Source organism: Phaeobacter sp. QD34_24, from assembly GCF_028890115.1.
In the GTDB taxonomy this organism is placed as follows: domain Bacteria; phylum Pseudomonadota; class Alphaproteobacteria; order Rhodobacterales; family Rhodobacteraceae; genus Phycobacter.
In genome coordinates this window covers 62,887-81,633 of sequence record NZ_JARCJD010000011.1, presented here as the reverse complement: position 1 = coordinate 81,633, position 18,747 = coordinate 62,887, and the positions used below count along the sequence as shown (strand labels likewise).

Here is an 18,747-nt window from a genome sequence, read left to right as displayed (position 1 = left end):
CCCTAGCAGCAGGAGGCCGCAGCTCCCCCTTCGTCGAAACCATTGAAGGGCGAGGCGCCGCCGCAGCCTGCAAAGATCCCGTAATGGGTGGAGAAATCACTGATGAAGTCGAAATGCGGCGCAAGCCGCGTGTCCTGCAGCATCATCCAGGTGTTGCCACAGACCGGGAAGACCTTGCCGGTCTCGATCACGTGGTGATCGTCCAGCGTCAGCGCGTGGGGGGCATGCGGAATGGTGCCCTTGTAGATCACCGCCTGGCCATAATCCTCGCAATCGGGTTCCAGCTGGGGCAGTTTGAACAGCCGATAGGTGGCCGAGAGGAACTTGAGCGGCGCGACACGCGCTTCCAGCTTGGGGTTCTCGATGGTCAGGGGGCGGGCTGTCACCATGCGCGGGTCCAGGAACCCGGCCTCCCGCGCGAGGCGCAGGAAATCATTCCAGTACAGCGCGCCGGACAGGCATTCACCGTACAGAACCTCGTCCTGCGCCATCGCCTCGGGCACGCGGCGGTCGGCATAGACATCCGAGAAATACATCTCGCCGCCCTCCTTCAAGAGCCGATGCGCCCCGCGCAGCACCGCGCCCTTGTCGGTCGCCAGGTTGATCACGCAGTTGGAGACGATGACATCGAAGGAGCCCGGCTCAAGATCCAGCTCATCCAGCTGTTCGATATAGCCGTGGTGGAATTCCACATTGCTGGCGCCATGGCCAAAAGCCGCCGCGTGATAGTCGCGGTGGCGCTGTGCCACCTCCAGCTGGGCCGGGGTCATATCGACGCCGACGACGCGGCCCTTGTCCCCGACCATGGCCGAAAGCGCATAAACATCGCGCCCGGCACCGCAGCCCAGATCCAGCACCGAGGCGCCTTCCAAGGCTTCCGGCGCAATCAACCCGCAGCCGTAATAGCGGGTCAGCACTTCGTCATGGATCTGCGACAGGATCTCTTTCACATGGTCCGGCATGTCATCCGGCGTGCAGCAGGCATTGGTTTGCAGATCCTCGCTGCCCTGCAGGACCTCGCCATAGTAATTCTGCACGCTTTCATGGTTCATGTCCGGCCCTTTCACGGTCTTTTCCGGCTCATGGGTATCGCGCGCGCCTGCCCCGGACAAGCGGCAGAGCGCCGCAGTGACGCAAGCGTGAAGCCCCCTAGCCCGTCAGCTCAAACGCCATCTCGGCCCGCTGGGTGCCGTTGACCAGGATCTCGATCCGGTGCGTGCCCGGAACAAGGGTAAAGGTGGTGGCATCCCCCTTCATGCGGTGGCGTTTTGAAAGGGTCAGCCGCCCTTTCATCAGATGCGCCTGTTTCAGCTTGAACACCTTGGCCGAGGTCTTGCCGCCGGGGCGCTGGAAATGCAGGCGGTAGTCCACCAGAACCGGCTGATCCTCTGGCCCCGCCAGAACGACCGAGAAGCACAGCGCCTCGCCAATGGGCACAGATGTGACCTCCAGCAAGATCTGTGCCGTGACCGGTGCCTCCGGGTCATAGCCCAAGAGGCCCAGCGCGCCCGGATGACCCGCCTTGACCAATCCCCGGCAGGCGTGGCGTGTCATCCAGTCCATCTCTTTCCCGGTCTGTAGACCTCCATCGCCCCAGCGCCGCAGGGTGTCGACCACCAGATCCGGATCCTTCCTGGCAATGTCATTCAGATGATTGGCGACCGAGCGGGTGACAAACCGGGTGCTGTCCCCATGAAGATGGTCGAGCAGCGGCAAGGGCGCGCGCAGGTCCAGCCCAATTCCCAGGCCCCAGGGCAGGCGTGGCCGGGTGCCTTCGCTGACCAGACGACGCACGTGGTAATTTTCGTGGCGCACCCAGTCCTGCATCCGCGTGAGGGTCAGATCCGGCCAGCGGTTCAGCATGGGCCGGATCGCGTATTCCATGGAAAACCGCTGGGTCAGCGCCTCCAAGAGATCCAGCGTCAGATCGGGATGATCCTCAATCCCCTTGGCGATGACGAATTCCCCCAAGGGGGCAAAGATGAAATCGCCAAAATCATCATCGCTCTTGCCCGGATCCAGCGGCGGCGGCAGCGCCGACAGCAGAACCGGAGCGACCTCGGGCAGCGGGCCGCTGTAGTGGCCTGCCAGCACCTCGGCAATCCAATGGATGCGCTGTTTCAACTCCAGCTCAGGGAAACGCGCCATCACCTGCGCCTCGAACCCGTCTGCATCAAACCCCGGATCGGCAGCTGCAAAAAGACCCGCCAGGTAGCGGGTCTTTTCCAGGTTGAACAGCTGGTCCTTCAGGGAAAACCCGCTGGCCATGTGATTACAGGGTCATATTGGTGGCGCCGCCATCCAACAGCACGTTCTGACCCACGATAAAGCCCGCGTGCTGGGAACACAGGAAGGCACATGTGGCGCCGAATTCCTGCCGCGTGCCATAGCGGCCTGCGGGAATGGTGGCGGCGCGCTGTGTCTTGGCCTCTTCAATCGAGATGCCCTGCTGGCTGGCAACCCCGGTGTCCAGCGACACGGCGCGGTCGGTGGCATGGATGCCGGGCAGAAGGTTATTGATGGTGACCCCCTTGCCCGCAACCTGCCGCGAGGTGCCCGCCACATATCCCGTCAGACCCGCACGCGCCGAGTTCGACAGGCCCAGCACCGCGATCGGCGCCTTCACCGATTGCGAGGTGATATTGACCACCCGGCCCCAGCCCCGCTCCATCATGCCGGGCAGAAGCGCCTTCATCAGGGCAATCGGCGCCAGCATGTTGGCGTCCAGTGCCTTGATGAAATCCTCGCGCTCCCAGTCGGACCACATGCCGGGGGGCGGGCCGCCCGCGTTGGTGACCAGGATATCCACGTTTCCTGCGGCATCCAGCACCGCCTTCTGCCCCTCTGGCGTTGTGACATCCGCCACGACGGTTTCGACCTCAACGCCATAGGCGTCGCGGATGCCCTGTGCCGCCGCCAGCAGCGCCTCTTCACCGCGGGCGTTCATCACCAGGTTCACACCGGCTTCGGCCAGCGCCTCGGCACAGCCAAGACCCAAGCCCTTGCTGCTGGCACAGACCAATGCGCGCTTGCCTGCAATTCCAAGATCCATGTTCGTCCTCCATCGGGATTTTGCGTTTCCGGGCGGAGATTGCACGTTCCGCATGGGAATGACCAGCCCGTGCGGCCCGCCCTGTCGCTGGTCGGAATTTCTGCCCCATCCGGCCTGTTTCATGCCACAATTGAACTGTATTCCGAAACAAGGCCCAGATCAGGACAGGAGGCCCCACGTGACAGAGGCGCGCACCGCCACCCGCTCTATCCCCGCCTACCCGGCCGAGGCCTTCCGGGTGGAGACCGGCGCCAATGCCGGTGATGCCTTGGGCGTACTGGAAGATCTGGTGCTGGACGATGTCTATGCGCTGGCAGGCAAGACCCCGGCCCGCCGCCTGTCCCTGGTCAGCCACGCGGACGGCAGGTTTTCCGTTGGGTCCGACACCGAGCTGGGCCGCGCAGGCGCAGCCCTGCATCTGGATTGCGCGCTCACCCTGATGCCCGAAGCAGGCCCCAATGTGGATGCGCTGGTGATGGTCGAGGTAGACGGCGACGGCATGATCGCGGGCATCACCCTGTTGCCGCTTGCTCCGCTGACGCCCGAGACCGGCTATACGCTGTTGAGCGCCGAGCGCAGCGGCGCCCGGGCGCGGCTGGCACAGATGGCCGCCGTCTCTTTCACGCGCGGCACCCATATCACCCTGGCCACCGGCGCCCAAAGGCCGATCGAAGACCTGCGCCCCGGCGATCGCATCCTCACCCGCGACGATGGCGTGCAAGAGCTGCGCTGGATCGGCCAGACCACCAGCCGCGCAACAGGCGCCATGGCCCCGATCCTGATCCGCAAGGGCACGCTCAACAATGCGCGTGATCTGCTGGTCAGCCCCGACCACCGGCTGATGCTCTACCAGCGCCATGACGCGCTGGGGGCAGGCACGCCCGAGCTGCTGATCCCCGCCCGCCACCTGGTGAACGGCGACAGCGTGGTGGTGCAGGACGGCGGCTTTGTCGATTACTTCCAGCTGCTGTTCGACCGTCATCACATCGTCTATGCCGAAGGCATTGCCGCCGAAAGCCTGTTCCTGGATCCGGTGACCGAACCGGCCCTGCCGCCCGAGCTGTTGGAACGTCTTGCTGAAGCATCGCTCTCCCACCAGCGCCGCGACAGCCATGGACTGGACGTGCCACGCCCGCTTCTGGACAGACCCGACCTGGTGGAGCTGCTGAAGCGCGCCTCACTGCGGTAGACCGCCTGGGGCAGACCCTATGGGATATCCGAGCCTGAACAGCGGCTAGGTATCGCGCATCAACCGGCTTTCATGGGCCTTCAACGCATAGCGCGCGCTCGGGCCGTACTCCGCGATCTGCGCCATCAGCTCCAGCACCTCGGCACGGGTATCGGCATCAAAGGCATCGAGGGTTTCCGCCCCCGGATGATAGCTTTCGCTCTCCAATCCGTTGCCGCGGATGATTTCATGCTGATCAAACAGCAGATGCACATAGGTCACGGGGCGACCATCTGCCCGCAGTCGGATCGTCCGGTCGTTCACCAGGTGCTTTGCCTTGACCAGAACCTCGGACTGGCCAAACAGCAGCTCGGCCAGTTCGGACGAGATCAATACCCGGTGATTGGGCGACAGCGCGATGGCGTCATGTCTGCCCAGCGCATTGGCGGCGATGACAACCGGCGCAGAGCGCCCCGTCGCCCGCCGCCGACTGCGGCCGATCCAGCGCAGCGGTTGCAGGCCGTGATCGCGGGTCTGGACCCGCATGCCGACCTCCAGCTCCTCGACCGCTACGGGGCCAAGCTCGGTCTCGATCCTGGTTCCTGCCACGAAACAGGGCGGCGGTCCCACCACGGTCTTGACCTGAACTGTCCCGGTGTCGCTGTTCCCCAGATCGTCCTTCACCGTGTAGGTGAAACTGTTGATCTCATTGACGCTGCTGTCATTGGTGATCGACAGCGTCCCATCGCCATTGAGGGTCACCACCTCGCCCGACGGCAGGGTGACCGATCCGCCAGCGGCAACCGGCTGCCCGGCAATATGGGTGATGGCCAGGCTGCTGCCCGCGCCGTGGCTATCGTTTTCCAGGACGTTCAGCACCTCGGAGCCGTCGCCGGAGATCTGGAACAGATCATCCGTGGCCACCAGGGTGGGATCAAACGGCCCTTCCAGCGTGTCGATATCCGTGTTCCAGACCAGATCCCCCAGAAGCCCGCCACCGGGCAGCCCGGTGAAATCAAGCGTCATGGTGGTATAGATATCGCCAACCGCCTCCGCTCCGGAGAGGTTCACGATACCGGTGTAGGTCGCGGTGATATTGCCCGATAGGCTCTCATATTCGGGAGCCAGCTTGAAGGGAAACCCGTTCAGGGAGCTGGGCGTCGATCCCCCGCTCGGATCGTCATCCATGGCGAAGGTCGTATCGAAGACCGAATGGGCCGGAACAAGGTCGATCTGCAACGAGGCCAGCGGCTTGGTCGTGGTCAGCTCGTGCCAATCGTAGTCGAAGAACATATCGATGTTCTCACCCGTCGCGCCACCATTGGTATAGGGGTCCAGCGCCTTCCAGGTCAGAACCTCGCTGGTGCCATCGGCATAGGTCGCGGTGATCTGCGCCCCCTCCAGGTCCACCCCGCGCGAAGAGGTATCCGCACGCACGCCATAGGCGGTTTCGCGCGGATCTTCTGCAAGGCGGATGATATCAACCGTGGGCACGAGGCGGGTGTCTTTCTAATGGGCAGTGACGGCACCGACCCTGAAACCGGACCGCCGACATTGCGTCACGTTCTTAAACCTAGTGACCGTCTATGAACGCAAAGTAAGAGCGGAGCATGGCATAAAGGCAGCCGAATTTGGGCGATGCTGGCCTCAGCCCGGCCAGGGATGCGGTGCAAAAGGGCCTGCGAATTGCCGGAACAGACAGCCATCCAGCAGGTCGCCAGTGACGAATACCCCCCATAGGCCGCCAGGCTGTGAAGACGGGCCCTCAGTCCGAAAAGCCACCCAGTGCGAAAAATGCGCATCCTTTGATGAGTCTACGCGTATACTCCGCAAAAAACCCGCGCCATGAAGGTGTTTTGCGTAATCTGCGCATCGGAATACCGATATGACATCGAAAACCCGGACAGACAGAAAATGAGCCGCACCATGCACGTGTACCAATCCATTGCCCAATCCCTTGCCGACCATGGCCATGACATGATGTTTGGCCTGATGGGGGACGCCAACCTGTTCATGGTCGACCACTTCGTGCGCGACGGCGGCGCGACCTTCGTGCCCGTCGCCTATGAGGGCAGCGCGGTGCTGATGGCGCTGGCCTATGGCCGGGTGGCGGGCAAGGTGGGCATCGCCACCGTCACCCATGGCCCGGCCCTGACCAATTGCATCACCGCCCTGACCGAGGGCGCGCGCGGCCATGTGCCGATGGTGCTGCTGGCCGGGGATACCGCCGTCTCGAACCCGCATAACCTGCAGAACATCGACCAGCGCGAAGCGGTCAAGGTCACCGGGGCCGGTTTCGAACAGATGCGATCGCCGGAAACCGCTTCCTATGACGTGGCCCACGCAATCTATCGGGCGCAGGTGGAGAAACGTCCCATCGTGCTGAACATGCCCGCCGATTTCATGTGGCAGGAGGTGGAGCACAGCCGCCATGTCTTCCCGGCCTTCAACGCCCCCGCCTATGTGCCCGAGGGCGACGACCTGGACGAGGCCGTGGGCATGATCGCCAGCGCCAAGCGCCCGATCATCCTGGCCGGGATCGGCGCCAAGGACGCGGTCGAGCAGATCAAGAAACTGGCGGATCGCCTGCAGGCCCCCCTGGCCACCACGCTCAAGGCCAAGGGCATGTTCAACGACCACCCCTATAACATCGACATCTTCGGAACCCTGTCGACGCCCGCCGCCTATGATGCCATCGCCAAGGCGGATTGCGTCGTCGCCTTTGGCACCTCGCTGCACCATTTCACCACCGACAAGGGCGCGCTGATGAAGGGCAAGCGGGTGGTGCAGATCAACGATACCGTCACCGAGGTGGCCAAGAACTACCACCCGGATGCGGCCCTGGTGGCCGATGCGGGGCTGACGGCGGACAATATCGTCTGGTGGCTGGATGAGGCCGAAATCCCCGGCACCGGCTTCACCGCCGAACTGGACATGGAGGTGCTGACCGCCCACCCCAAGGGCGATCCCGACAAGGCCAAGCCCGGTTACGTGAACTTCGAATATGCGCTTGACCGGCTGGAGGAGGCCCTGCCCAAGGACCGCTTCCTGACCACCGATGGCGGCCGGTTCATGACCGAGGTCTGGTGCCGCGTCTCCTGCCCCAATGCCGAAAGCTTCATCGCCACCACCAATTTCGGCTCCATCGGCCTAGGCCTGCAGGTCGCGATCGGCGCGGGCTTCGCGACGCCAAACCGCCCCGTAGCGCTGTTCACCGGCGATGGCGGTTTCATGATGGGCGGGATCAACGAGTTCAACACCGCCGTGCGCATGAAACAGGATCTGATCGTGATCGTGGCCAATGATTCCGCCTATGGCGCCGAGCATATCCAGTTCCTGGACCGCAAGATGGATCCCGGCCTTTCGATGTTCGACTGGCCCTCCTTCGCGCAGGTGGGCACTGCCCTGGGCGGTCAGGGTATCCTGGTGAATTCGGTTGAAACCCTGGAACAGGCGCTCAAGGCGATCGAGACCCGGGACAAGCCCCTGTTGATCGAATTGATGCTGGACCCCAACGACGTCCCGCGCATGCGGATCTGACCCCTCGGGGTCAGGTCTTGCCCGCCCCTGATCGGCGGGAACGGACCGGCATATCAAAAGCGTGGTTTTCGCCCTCCCCGGCCGTACAAGGGCTGGGGGAGGACTTATGGATGCCTTGGACGCGTGAGCGATACGTCCGCCGGCGCGGGAAGCGGAATTTTCAACATCGCGGGACCTGGCCATACGAGAGGCACGCTTTGCTGCGTGTGAACTGCTTGATGGGCGCGATATTGGCGCTGGGCTGGTTTTTGAGTGCCAATGCGGGCGCTAGGAACGCTATGATCCGCAAGGGGTGTATCGCGTCTCAAGGTCGTGCGGGCCGTTCAGGAAACGGCCCCAGAGCATTGCCAAGCCCGACTCGCTTGTTCAGAGGTATTTGATATTAAAAGGCTGCCACGTGTTGAAAAAGTTGAATTGTGAAATACGCTCCGCCGCCTTACGTGACGGCGGTGAGGGGCTTTTCGCCGTTGAAACTAGCGACTTGTGTCCTATCTCTTTATTAGGGAATGTGGCGTACACAGTGGAACACCTGTGGATGGACAGGAGTTGACAATTTGTGCTTAGCTGGCGCAAAGACGCCACAAACGGATGCTAAGAGAGTACCCAAATACCCAGTAGACACTGGGTCTCAGCTACCGAACTGGCTGAGAATCAACCGAAATTCGGACGTTAGAAGTCGAATCGGAAATATTGGAGAATAGGAATGAATCGTACACCAGCCAAACAAGCAGGTGGGAAATGGGCTGAAAATGCCTTCCCCCCGGAAGCGGCAATGAACTTCGACGAATTCGACCCTGAACAAGTTCGTAACCTGAAGGCCACCCTTGAGAAAGAACTTGAGGGCGACGAATGGGAAGTCGTAGACGGGACCAAGTTCCCCTATGCCTGAATGGGTGAAAGTCCCTCCGCAAGCTTATTCGATTGTTACCGGGTTTTACCCGGAGACCAAACCCAAGGACGGCAGCCCAGACTGCCGTCCTTTGCTTGTTACGCAGGTCCTTCAGTCCAGCAAGACAGGTGAAACCGCTGTCCGCGTTTGCTACGGAACGACAAAGCTCAAGTTTCCGCAACGGGCAAACGTTGACCTCATTGTTCAAAATTCATCGGACTTGGACGCCTGCGGCCTATTGCGGCCAACGAGGTTTGTTGTTGACCCGTCTCAGCAGGTTATTTTGCGCTGGGGCGATACACACTTCAAGCCTTGGACTGGCTGCGTTCATCCGCGTCGAGGGATGCTACCGCTGGATCTTCAGAAGGATTATGCTTGGCTCATGGCCCAGCATCTTTGACAGCACATTCGTTTTAGTTTCACAAGCCAGCTCTATCGTAAATTTACCTCCCCCGTGATGAACGCCTGCCTCGTAGTGCCAACTTGTGGCACAAAGCGATAAATAGCTGAAGTCAATCTTTTCCAATAGAACCTTGGTGTTTTCACGGTCATGGCGCACGCCTCCGCCGAGCCATGCACTGGTGGGCTGGCGTCCCTTCACTTTCCGTGGCTGATTGTTCCTTCAGCATTCAAGGATCTTGTTTCAAAGTCCCACCCGTCACGCACCATCTGGTTGATGATAGTTGCTAGATAGCGCGCCAACCTGCGCTTCGCTGTCACTTGCGCTGTGTGCAGCATTGCCCTGACCAGCTGAGCAAACTGAAGGACCACTCTCGGGAAGTCTTTCGCTTCTGCAGCAGGGCCTTCGCTGCAACGTGCGTGAGTGTCTCGTTCAGGCTGAATCGTGCCCCCTCACTCCCCCCGCTCCTCCTCCAGCCTCCGCCGGGCATTCAGCGCGATGCGCAGGATGGTGTTGTCATTCTCATGCGCCTGGATGTGGCCCGACAGCAGCGCCATCCAGTAGATGCGCAGAACCGCGTTGATGCGGCGGCTGTAGTTGGGGCCCAGCTTGCGGAACCAGCGCACCATGTCCGCGTCCAGCCGGATCGTCACCCGCGTCTTGGGCCGGTCGATGCGTTGCCAGCTGTCCATGCCGTGCCAGTCCACGGGCAGGCTGTTGCCCAGCCATTCGCGCCGCAGGGCGGATTGCAGCTCTTCCAGCTCTTGCTGCATTTCGGCGTCATAATGTTTGCGGCTGGGCATCGGATGGGGGCGGTCTGGCTATCTGCGTTCGAGATCAGCATGGGCCATTTGCCTTAAGGGCGGCTCATGCCTCCGGTCGCTGGGGCGGCAACGGGCGGTGCATGCCCGCTGTACAGGCGGTGTACGGGGGGTGCACAGGTGGTGCATGGGGGGTGACGCCTGTTTTTCTTGCCTCGGGGCGCAATCCTGATATACGCGCGCTCATGCTGGATTCCGTCACAAACCGCCCCGAATTGCCGCCCGAAATCGCGCGCCGCCGCACCTTTGCGATCATCTCGCACCCGGATGCGGGCAAGACCACGCTGACCGAGAAATTTCTCCTTTATGGTGGCGCCATCCAGATGGCCGGTCAGGTGCGCGCCAAGGGCGAGGCACGGCGCACGCGGTCGGACTTCATGCAGATGGAAAAGGACCGGGGCATCTCGGTCTCAGCCTCGGCAATGTCGTTTGACTTCAAGGAGTTCCGCTTCAACCTGGTGGACACACCCGGCCACTCGGACTTTTCCGAGGACACCTATCGCACGCTGACGGCGGTGGATGCGGCGGTGATGGTGATCGACGGCGCCAAGGGGGTGGAAAGCCAGACCCAGAAGCTGTTCGAGGTCTGCCGCCTGCGCGATCTGCCGATCCTGACCTTCTGTAACAAGATGGACCGGGAGAGCCGAGATACCTTTGAGATCATTGATGAAATCCAGGAAATGCTGGCGATTGACGTGACGCCCGCCAGCTGGCCCATCGGGGTGGGCCGCGATTTCATCGGCTGCTATGACCTGCTGCGCGACCGGCTGGAGCTGATGGACCGCGCCGACCGCAACAAGGTGGCCGAGAGCATCTCGATCGAGGGGCTGGACGATCCCAGACTGGCCGAACACGTGCCCGCGCATCTTCTGGAGAAATTCCTGGAAGAAGTTGAAATGGCAAAGGAACTTTTGCCAGCCCTGGATCCGCAATCGGTGCTGGAAGGGCATATGACCCCGATCTGGTTCGGCTCGGCGATCAACTCCTTCGGGGTGAAGGAACTGATGGACGGGATCGGCACCTACGGGCCGGAACCGCAGCCTCAGCAGGCCAGCCCCCGCCAGATCTGCCCCGAGGAAAAGAAGGTCGCCGGTTTCGTGTTCAAGGTGCAGGCCAATATGGATCCCAAGCACCGCGACCGTGTCGCCTTCCTGCGCCTGGCCTCGGGCCATTTCAAACGCGGCATGAAGCTGACCCATGTGCGCACGAAAAAGCCGATGGCGATCTCCAACCCGGTGCTGTTCCTCGCCTCCGACCGGGAGCTGGCGGAAGAGGCCTGGGCAGGCGATATCATCGGTATCCCCAACCACGGCCAGCTGCGCATCGGTGATACGCTCACCGAAGGCGAAGCCCTGCGGGCGACCGGCATCCCCTCCTTTGCGCCGGAATTGCTGCAGACCGTGCGCGCGGGCGACCCGATGAAGGCGAAACATCTGGAAAAAGCCCTGATGCAATTTGCCGAAGAAGGGGCCGCCAAGGTCTTCAAACCCTCCTTTGGTTCGGGCTTCATCGTCGGCGTTGTCGGCGCGCTTCAGTTCGAGGTGCTCGCCAGCCGGATCGAGATGGAATACGGGCTGCCGGTGCGGTTCGAGGCATCGCAGTTCACCTCGGCCCGCTGGGTCAGCGGTGACAAGCCCGCGGTGGAAAAGTTCATCAACGCCAACAAGCAGCATATCGCGACCGACCACGACGGCGACACCGTCTACCTGACGCGCCTGCAATGGGACATCGACCGGGTCGAGCGGGATTATCCGGACTTGAAACTGACTGCGACCAAGGAAATGATGGTCTAGACCACCTCAGACCACCGAGACGGAACCAAATCACGCATGGACATTGCCAACGAGATCTACCCCGGCGGTTTCCATCGCTTGATGCGGCGCCATGATCGCAAGTCGCGCCCCTATACCGGCTCGGCCGAACTGCTGGAAAAGATCGGCACGAACCTTGATGATCTGCAGGCCCGTGTGGTTCCGGCGCAAAACCCGGAAGACCGGCCAAAGATCAAACAGCATATCGAAACCAAGTGGTTCGAGATCCGGGGCGAGTTCGAGGGGCGCAGCGAGCTGGAAGCGACCCATGCCCTGTGCATCGCCATCCTGCGGCGGGAAAACCCGCCCGCGCAGGCACGGGATCTGTTCCTGCAGATCTGGCGCGAACGCGGCAGGTATTTCGCCGACACATTGGACACGCGCTGGCTGATCTCTTCGGCAACCACCTTTGGCGACCATGGCGAGACAGAAGCGCAGCGGCGGGGCGGGCAAGGCCTGTCGATGCTCTTTGACCTGATCAAACTGCACGACAGCGAGCGCAGGCTGTCGGGGCGTCCCGGACATTTCGCCTTTCCCAGGCTGAAGCGGCGCAACTCGGATCATCCACTGGCCTTTGACATGACCCCCTACTCCCTGCAAACGGGAGACCTTGACATGAATATGCTGGCGCGTCTGTGGCACTGCGTCGAGGAAGACCCGGTCTTTCGACCGCTGGGCGCCCAGATGCTGCGCATGGTGATGACCGACAACCGCAGCATTTTTGCACGGCTCAGGCACTACAAGCGCAAGTCCGATGTGAACAAGATATGAGGACTTCGGCGGACAGATGGGGAATTGTCGCCACGGTAAAGGCCCCCGCCGCCGACATCTTGAACTGGGCCGCCTACCATATCGAAGCGGGCGCGCACCGGCTGTTCATCTACCTTGATGCCCCCTGCCCCGAGGCCCGCGATCTCCTTGCCCGGCACCCGAAGATCCGCATCTTCGACTGCGACGAGGCCTATTGGGCGCAACGCCGCAAGGGCGGCAAGCCCGAGAAACACCAGGTCCGCCAGACAATGAATGCAACCCGCGCCTATCGTCGGCAGACAAAGGGGCTGGACTGGTTGATCCACATGGATGTGGACGAATTCCTGTGGTCTGAGACCGATCTGGGCGAGGTTCTGGGCGCTTTGCCCGAAACCGCGCATTGTGCCCGCGCCTATCCGATTGAAGCCCTGGCCGGGGGCGATGGCACCGCCTTCAAGAGCCATATCGCAGCGGGCGCGAACCAGCTCTCTATCGCCGAGCGGGTTTACCCGACCTACGGCGAATACCTGTCCGGCGGATTTCTCAGCCACAGCCAGGGCAAGCTGTTCGTGCGCCCGGGATTGGAGCAGGCTCAGTTCCGCATCCATAACATCTACACCGAACAGGGTGAAAACCCAGGCCAGGCTATCCTGAACGGGGTCGACCTGTGCCACCTGCATGCCGCCGATTGGGACGCCTGGATCGCCCATTACCGATACCGCCTGGAAAAAGGCGCCTACCGATCCGAGCTGAAACCGATCCGGCCGCGCCACCAAGGCGGCGTGACCCTGCATGACCTGCTGTCGGCGATCGAAGAAGATCCGGGAACAGCAGGGCTAAAGGCGTTTTTCGAGGAAGTCTGCGCCGATACCCCTGCGCTGCGGGCGCGGCTGCAGGCGGAAGGGCTGCTCTGCCTGCGCGACCTGCAGCTTGAGGACAAGCGACAGAAACAGTTTCCAGAATTCGGCCAACGCCTGTTCTGATCTCTCCTGCAACAGGGTGTCGGGAAAATCAGGCTACAATTGACGATCTCACCTTATTTTGATAGACCGCGCCCCAAGCCGAAAGCTGCCAAACCGCATGACCTTGCGAGATCGGCTGGTACACACACGCGCGGGCCTGGTCAGTGTCCGCAATAACGGACGCAAATGACAAAATTCTCCGATCTGAACTTGAATCCCAAGGTCCTCAAGGCAATTGAGGAAGCCGGCTATGAAACCCCTACCCCCATCCAGGCCGGCGCCATCCCGCCCGCGCTGGAAGGGCGCGATGTTCTGGGGATCGCCCAAACCGGCACCGGGAAGACCGCTTCCTTTACCCTGCCGATGATCACGCTTCTGGCCCGTGGCCGCGCCCGAGCCCGCATGCCGCGCAGCCTGGTGCTCTGCCCGACGCGGGAACTGGCCGCCCAGGTGGCGGAAAACTTCGACACCTACACCAAACACATGAAACTGACGAAGGCGCTGTTGATCGGCGGTGTCAGCTTCAAGGAACAGGACCAGCTGATCGACAAGGGTGTCGATGTGCTAATCGCAACCCCCGGCCGCCTTCTGGACCATTTTGAACGCGGCAAGCTGATCCTTTCAGACGTCAAGGTCATGGTGATCGACGAAGCCGACCGGATGCTGGATATGGGCTTCATCCCCGATATCGAACGCATCTTCGGCCTGACGCCCTTTACCCGCCAGACGCTGTTCTTCTCGGCCACGATGGCGCCCGAGATCGAGCGGATCACCAATACCTTCCTCTCGAACCCGGAGCGGATCGAGATCGCCCGTCAGGCGACCACCTCGGAGACCATCGAACAGGCGGTGGTGGAATTCAAAGCCTCCCGCAAGGACCGCGAAGGCAGCGAGAAACGCAAGGTGCTGCGCGCGCTGATCGATCAGGAAGGCGACAAGCTGACCAATGCGATCATCTTCTGCAACCGCAAGACGGATGTGGATATCGTTGCAAAATCGCTGCGCAAATACGGCTATGATGCGTCGCCGATTCACGGCGACCTGGACCAGAGCCAGCGCACCAAGACCCTTGATGGCTTCCGGGAAGGCAATCTGCGCATCCTCGTGGCCTCGGATGTGGCCGCCCGTGGCCTTGATGTGCCCAGCGTCAGCCATGTGTTCAACTACGATGTCCCCGGCCATGCCGAAGACTATGTGCACCGCATTGGCCGCACCGGCCGTGCCGGCCGCGAGGGCAAGGCGATCACCATCTGCGTGCCGCGGGATGAAAAGGCGCTGGATGCGGTCGAAAGCCTTGTTCAGAAGACAATCAACCGGATGGAAAACCCGGTGAAGAAAGCCCCCGCGCGCAAGGCCGCTCCCAAAGAGGGCGAAGGGGAAGAAAAAGCAACGGAAGCGAAGACCAGCCGCAGCCGTTCCCGCAGCAAGTCCAAGGAGAAGGTCCAGTCCCAGGCCCCGGAGCAAGAGGCGCAGCCCCCCGCAGTGACCGAAAGCGCCGAGACCAAGAAGTCCTCGGAGAGCAAGAAATCGCGCGGCGGACGCAGCAGCACCAAGGATCGTCGCGACGACCGCAAGGTGGTGGTCGGCATGGGCGATCACATGCCCAGCTTCATCGCCATGTCCTTTGACGAACGCCGCGCCAGCTGACAGCTCCGTTTGAGGCTGCTGGTTTTGCGACCGTGCCCCTGCCGGGTGCGGTCGTTTTCATTTCTGCCCCCGCAGCCAGGCCAGGGATACGCGCAAGGGTTGCTTTGCACCTGCAGCATGGCGGCAATGACAATTTTGCCGGATGTCAAATGCGCTCTTTGCGCCTAATTGGGCGTCAGACACTGACACGCCCTAGCCGCTGAGACGCATTATGACACATTCCGACATCCCCTCCCTGTCCGCCGAAGACATCCAAGCCATCGAACGCCGGGCGCAGGCCATGCGCAGCCAGGCCATGGCCACCTTCCTGCGCGCAGGCTCTGCTGCCATCGTGACCGCTGCACAGAAGCTTGCGGCCCTGGTCCTGCGCCCGCGCCACGCCTGATTTCATTTCGAAGACCACCACTCACGAAAAAGCGCCCTGGCCGGATTGGTCAGGGCGCTTTTTTGTCTTTTCGTTTGCGGCTTAGCGCATGCGGCTGATCACCACCGTCACCTCGGGCTTCTTGCCGATCTCATTGTTGGCGGTCTGGCGCGCGATGCGGCGCAGTTCGCCCTCCAGCTTGTCGTCGTCACGCAGGGTCTTGGCCCCTGCCCGCATCAGGAACTGGTTGAGATCTTCCTCGATCACCTCAGCGAGGGCGGCGTCGGATGTGCCGGTTTCCGCCAGCCCCTTGATATCGCACCAGGGCTCGCCCAGCGGCTCATCTTCTTCATCCAGGATCACGGTCACGACCAAATGGCCGTTCAGCGCCATGCGGATACGATCCCGCACGATGCCATCAAGCGCGCCGATCTTCACGGTCCCATCCAGGTAGACCCGTCCGGTTTCCACAAAGTCCACCACCCGGGGCCCATCGCCCGCGAGATCCAGCATGGTGCCATTCACCGCCACGACGCTGGCGATACCGGCTTCCTCGGCGATGCGCGCATGCTGACGCAGGTGACGATGTTCACCGTGCATCGGCACCAGCATCTTCGGTTTTACCAGCGCATGCAGCTGCTCCAGATCGGGCCGGTTGGCATGACCCGACACGTGATACAGACCCGAGCTGTCATCCACCACATCGACGCCCCGCTCCGAGAACTGGTTCATGATACGGATCACGCCCTTCTCGTTGCCGGGAATGGTCTTGGAGGAGAAGAGGAACAGATCGCCCTCTTTCAGCTCCAGCCCGCGGTACTTGCCACGTGCCATCTGCGCGGTGGCCGCACGGCGTTCGCCCTGGCTGCCGGTGGTGATCAGCATCAGGTTTTCGCGCGGCACGTCCTGCGCTTCCTCGGGCTGGATCACCTTCGGAAAATCGGTCAGCACGCCGGTTTCCACCGCCGCCTCGACCATGCGCAGCATCGCGCGGCCCAAGAGCACAATAGACCGCCCGGCCCGCTCGCCCGCTTCAGCAAGGGTTTTGACCCGGGCGACGTTGGAGGCAAAGGTGGTCGCCGCGACCAGACCCTTTGCCTCGCCGATCAGCCGGGTGATCTCGGGCGCAAGTTCCGCTTCCGAGCGGCCCGGATGGGCGGAAAACACATTGGTGGAGTCGCAGATCATCGCCTGCACGCCATCCTTGGCGATCTCTTTCCACATGTCCGGATCAAAGGGTTCGCCCACCAGTGGGTTCGGATCCAGCTTGAAGTCGCCGGTATGGACCACCCGCCCGGCGGGCGTATCGATCACCAGTGCGCCGCTTTCGGGGATGGAGTGGGACATGGGGGCAACGCCCACCGTAAAGGGGCCAAGCTTGGTCACCTCGGGCCAGGCCGAGACGGTCTGCACCATCTTGGGATCATGGCCCCGCTCTTCCATCTTGCGGCGCGCCAGATTGGCGGTAAAGGCGCGGGCATAGACCGGCACCCGTAGATCACCGTAAAGGTGGGCCACCGCGCCGATGTGGTCTTCGTGACCGTGGGTGATGAACACCGCCTCCAGCTGGTCCACCCGCTGTTTCAGCCAGGTGATGTCGGGCATGATCAGATCCACGCCCGGGCTGGTATCCATATCCGGGAAGGCCACGCCCAGATCCACCAGGATCAGCCGTTCCTTGCCCGGTTTGCCGTAGCCATAGACATAGGCGTTCATGCCAATTTCACCTGCCCCGCCAAGGGGCAGATAGATCAATCTCTCAGTGCTCATTCGGAGTACCGTTATCCTTGTTATATTGATGGATGACCTGCAGACCATGCATGGTGAGATCATCCTCATATGCGTCGAACAGATCAGCCGTTTGCTGGAACAAAGGCGCCAGCCCGCCTGTTGATATCACTTTCATGGGCACGCCGCGCTCGTCCTTGATGCGGGTGCAGATTTCACGGACAAGGCCGACATAGCCCCAGAAGACGCCGGATTGCATGCAGGCGACGGTATTGGTGCCGATGACCCTCGGCGGTTTCGAGATGTCCACATGGGGCAAGGCCGCGGCCGCCTGGTGCAGCGCTTCGAGGCTGAGGTTGACACCCGGTGCAATCACCCCCCCCACATAGGCGCCATCCTCGGCCACCACATCGAAGGTGGTCGCGGTGCCAAAATCCACCATCACCAGATTGCCGCCATATAGGTCAAAGCCCGACACCGTGTTGACCAACCGGTCGGGGCCGACAGCGGTGCCTTCATCGACCCGCACTTCCACCGGCAAGAGGCAATCGGGTTTCCCGACCACCAGCGGCCTTGTGTTGAAATAGCGATCGCCCAGCACACGCAGGTTGAAGACCACCCGCGGCACGGTCGAGGAAACGATCATATCGGTGATATCCGCCTCGATGCCCTGCAACCGCATCAGCGTGTTGAGCCAGACGAAATACTGATCCGCCGTGCGCCGCCAGTCGGTCGCCGTGCGCCAGGTGCCGATGAACTGCTCCCCATCCCAGATCGAGAAGACAGTATTGGTATTGCCACAATCAACGGCCAGAAGCATGGGCACGCCTTTCCTAGAAATAGACATCCGCGGCGGGAATGGTGACGCGGCCTTTGGCGCTGTTTAGGACAAGGTTGCCCTGGGCGTCCACCGTTTCAAAGGTGCCCTCGGTTTCCGACGTTGCGGTGCGGGCGGTGATGACCTCCCCCAGCTTGGCCGCGCGGGCCAGCCAGGCGGTGCGGATCGGCTCGAACCCATAGGTCACGAACTGCTGCTCATAGCGGGCATAGGCCTCTGCCAGGGCCTCGAGGAAATCCTCGGGGCCGACCTGCATCCCGGTTTCCGAGAGCAGCGACACCGGCCAGACGGCACCCGGCTCCAGCCATTCCTTCATCGGGGTTTCCATCAAGTTGACCCCGATCCCGATCGACAGATAGGTGACCCCGCTCCCCTGGCCTGCGCTTTCCAAGAGGATCCCCGCCAGCTTGCCACCGTTCAGCAGCACATCGTTGGGCCATTTCAGGGCCAAGCCATCGGTGCGGCCCGTCAAGGCGACGCATGCATCGAACAACGCCAGAGAGGCCACGAAACTTCGCAGGGCCACCTGATCGGCGGCGCCTTCGGGACGCATCACCAGCGTGGCGGCAAAGTTGCCTTTCGGATCCTTCCAGTCCCGCCCCCGGCGCCCGCGCCCCTTGGTCTGACGCAGGGCCAGGATCCACTCGGGGCCCGACAACTCGCCTGCAATCCGGGCGGCTTCGTCCAGGGTGCTGTCCACCTCGGCCAGCACGCGTTTGCCATATCCCACTGGCCAGGTCATCGCTGTCACCCTTTGTCCAAATGCGCAAAAGGCCC

The 18,747-nt window shown here is 62.0% G+C and carries 16 protein-coding genes; 8 read left to right on the top strand and 8 right to left on the bottom strand.

What is annotated here, in order from left to right; genetic code table 11:
- Positions 1–2: 2 nt before the first annotated feature.
- From PXK07_RS10660 to PXK07_RS10650, 3 genes are all read right to left on the bottom strand, one after another.
- Positions 3–1,052, bottom strand: a complete 1,050-nt coding sequence (locus PXK07_RS10660) for a methyltransferase domain-containing protein (RefSeq protein ID WP_274848214.1) — start codon at positions 1,050–1,052, stop codon at positions 3–5.
- Between the two features lie 97 nt (positions 1,053–1,149).
- The gene (locus PXK07_RS10655; RefSeq protein WP_274848213.1) at positions 1,150–2,268 is read right to left on the bottom strand and encodes a hypothetical protein; all 1,119 of its coding nucleotides are present in this window, start codon (positions 2,266–2,268) and stop codon (positions 1,150–1,152) included.
- A gap of 4 nt (positions 2,269–2,272) precedes the next feature.
- Entirely contained in the window at positions 2,273–3,052 is a 780-nt protein-coding gene (locus PXK07_RS10650; protein ID WP_274848212.1) for an SDR family oxidoreductase, read from the bottom strand.
- A gap of 178 nt (positions 3,053–3,230) precedes the next feature.
- Here PXK07_RS10650 and PXK07_RS10645 point away from each other — a divergent pair, with 178 nt between their 5' ends.
- A complete protein-coding gene (locus PXK07_RS10645; RefSeq protein WP_274848211.1) occupies positions 3,231–4,241 on the top strand; it encodes a Hint domain-containing protein in 1,011 nt (336 codons plus the stop codon).
- A gap of 45 nt (positions 4,242–4,286) precedes the next feature.
- On the opposite strand, the gene PXK07_RS10640 is transcribed toward PXK07_RS10645, so the two are convergent.
- Positions 4,287–5,714 (bottom strand): Hint domain-containing protein, encoded by a 1,428-nt coding sequence (locus tag PXK07_RS10640; RefSeq protein ID WP_274848210.1) that lies wholly within the window; start codon positions 5,712–5,714, stop codon positions 4,287–4,289.
- Positions 5,715–6,134: 420 nt separating this feature from the next.
- Between PXK07_RS10640 and PXK07_RS10635 the strand changes: the two genes are divergently transcribed.
- Both PXK07_RS10635 and PXK07_RS10630 read left to right on the top strand, forming a co-directional pair.
- Complete coding sequence (locus tag PXK07_RS10635; RefSeq protein ID WP_274848209.1) at positions 6,135–7,760, top strand: thiamine pyrophosphate-binding protein; 1,626 nt, start codon at positions 6,135–6,137, stop codon at positions 7,758–7,760.
- A 703-nt stretch (positions 7,761–8,463) separates the two neighbouring features.
- Positions 8,464–8,649 carry a hypothetical protein gene (locus PXK07_RS10630; protein WP_274848208.1) on the top strand — a complete coding sequence of 62 codons (186 nt, stop codon included), beginning with the start codon at positions 8,464–8,466 and terminating at the stop codon, positions 8,647–8,649.
- A gap of 852 nt (positions 8,650–9,501) precedes the next feature.
- On the opposite strand, the gene PXK07_RS10625 is transcribed toward PXK07_RS10630, so the two are convergent.
- Positions 9,502–9,852, bottom strand: coding sequence for a BrnA antitoxin family protein (locus tag PXK07_RS10625; protein WP_274848207.1), 351 nt, complete (start codon positions 9,850–9,852; stop codon positions 9,502–9,504).
- Positions 9,853–10,055: 203 nt separating this feature from the next.
- On the opposite strand from PXK07_RS10625, the gene PXK07_RS10620 reads away from it, so the two are divergent.
- The 5 genes from PXK07_RS10620 (at position 10,056) to PXK07_RS10600 (ending at position 15,425) form a co-directional block, all read left to right on the top strand.
- Complete coding sequence (locus PXK07_RS10620; RefSeq protein WP_274848206.1) at positions 10,056–11,663, top strand: peptide chain release factor 3; 1,608 nt, start codon at positions 10,056–10,058, stop codon at positions 11,661–11,663.
- A 36-nt stretch (positions 11,664–11,699) separates the two neighbouring features.
- Positions 11,700–12,452 carry a hypothetical protein gene (locus PXK07_RS10615; protein WP_274848205.1) on the top strand — a complete coding sequence of 251 codons (753 nt, stop codon included), beginning with the start codon at positions 11,700–11,702 and terminating at the stop codon, positions 12,450–12,452.
- Positions 12,449–13,414: a glycosyltransferase family 2 protein gene (locus PXK07_RS10610; protein ID WP_274848204.1), complete on the top strand. Its 966-nt coding sequence runs from the start codon at positions 12,449–12,451 to the stop codon at positions 13,412–13,414. Before PXK07_RS10615 ends, PXK07_RS10610 begins: the two co-directional genes overlap by 4 nt.
- A gap of 165 nt (positions 13,415–13,579) precedes the next feature.
- Entirely contained in the window at positions 13,580–15,040 is a 1,461-nt protein-coding gene (locus tag PXK07_RS10605; protein ID WP_274848203.1) for a DEAD/DEAH box helicase, read from the top strand.
- Positions 15,041–15,251: 211 nt separating this feature from the next.
- A complete protein-coding gene (locus tag PXK07_RS10600) occupies positions 15,252–15,425 on the top strand; it encodes an RSP_7527 family protein (RefSeq protein ID WP_274848202.1) in 174 nt (57 codons plus the stop codon).
- A gap of 81 nt (positions 15,426–15,506) precedes the next feature.
- Here PXK07_RS10600 and PXK07_RS10595 read toward each other — a convergent pair whose 3' ends face one another.
- The 3 genes from PXK07_RS10595 to PXK07_RS10585 are packed head-to-tail and all read right to left on the bottom strand — an operon-like array spanning position 15,507 to position 18,712.
- Positions 15,507–17,174: a ribonuclease J gene (locus PXK07_RS10595; protein WP_274848201.1), complete on the bottom strand. Its 1,668-nt coding sequence runs from the start codon at positions 17,172–17,174 to the stop codon at positions 15,507–15,509.
- Complete coding sequence (locus PXK07_RS10590) at positions 17,164–17,952, bottom strand: type III pantothenate kinase (protein ID WP_274848200.1); 789 nt, start codon at positions 17,950–17,952, stop codon at positions 17,164–17,166. The genes PXK07_RS10595 and PXK07_RS10590 overlap by 11 nt, the downstream gene beginning before the upstream one ends.
- Before the next feature lie 13 nt (positions 17,953–17,965).
- The gene (locus PXK07_RS10585) at positions 17,966–18,712 is read right to left on the bottom strand and encodes a biotin--[acetyl-CoA-carboxylase] ligase (protein WP_274848199.1); all 747 of its coding nucleotides are present in this window, start codon (positions 18,710–18,712) and stop codon (positions 17,966–17,968) included.
- Between the last annotated feature and the right edge of the window lie 35 nt (positions 18,713–18,747).

What these genes read in the sequence shown, in the direction of transcription:
- PXK07_RS10660 (WP_274848214.1), bottom strand. Translation starts at nt 1,052, where the DNA reads ATGAACCATGAAAGCGTGCAGAATTACTATGGCGAGGTCCTGCAGGGC.
- PXK07_RS10655 (WP_274848213.1), bottom strand. Translation starts at nt 2,268, where the DNA reads ATGGCCAGCGGGTTTTCCCTGAAGGACCAGCTGTTCAACCTGGAAAAG.
- PXK07_RS10650 (WP_274848212.1), bottom strand. Translation starts at nt 3,052, where the DNA reads ATGGATCTTGGAATTGCAGGCAAGCGCGCATTGGTCTGTGCCAGCAGC.
- PXK07_RS10635 (WP_274848209.1), top strand. Translation starts at nt 6,135, where the DNA reads ATGAGCCGCACCATGCACGTGTACCAATCCATTGCCCAATCCCTTGCC.
- PXK07_RS10630 (WP_274848208.1), top strand. Translation starts at nt 8,464, where the DNA reads ATGAATCGTACACCAGCCAAACAAGCAGGTGGGAAATGGGCTGAAAAT.
- PXK07_RS10625 (WP_274848207.1), bottom strand. Translation starts at nt 9,852, where the DNA reads ATGCCCAGCCGCAAACATTATGACGCCGAAATGCAGCAAGAGCTGGAA.
- PXK07_RS10620 (WP_274848206.1), top strand. Translation starts at nt 10,056, where the DNA reads ATGCTGGATTCCGTCACAAACCGCCCCGAATTGCCGCCCGAAATCGCG.
- PXK07_RS10615 (WP_274848205.1), top strand. Translation starts at nt 11,700, where the DNA reads ATGGACATTGCCAACGAGATCTACCCCGGCGGTTTCCATCGCTTGATG.
- PXK07_RS10610 (WP_274848204.1), top strand. Translation starts at nt 12,449, where the DNA reads ATGAGGACTTCGGCGGACAGATGGGGAATTGTCGCCACGGTAAAGGCC.
- PXK07_RS10605 (WP_274848203.1), top strand. Translation starts at nt 13,580, where the DNA reads ATGACAAAATTCTCCGATCTGAACTTGAATCCCAAGGTCCTCAAGGCA.
- PXK07_RS10600 (WP_274848202.1), top strand. Translation starts at nt 15,252, where the DNA reads ATGACACATTCCGACATCCCCTCCCTGTCCGCCGAAGACATCCAAGCC.
- PXK07_RS10595 (WP_274848201.1), bottom strand. Translation starts at nt 17,174, where the DNA reads ATGAGCACTGAGAGATTGATCTATCTGCCCCTTGGCGGGGCAGGTGAA.
- PXK07_RS10590 (WP_274848200.1), bottom strand. Translation starts at nt 17,952, where the DNA reads ATGCTTCTGGCCGTTGATTGTGGCAATACCAATACTGTCTTCTCGATC.
- PXK07_RS10585 (WP_274848199.1), bottom strand. Translation starts at nt 18,712, where the DNA reads ATGACCTGGCCAGTGGGATATGGCAAACGCGTGCTGGCCGAGGTGGAC.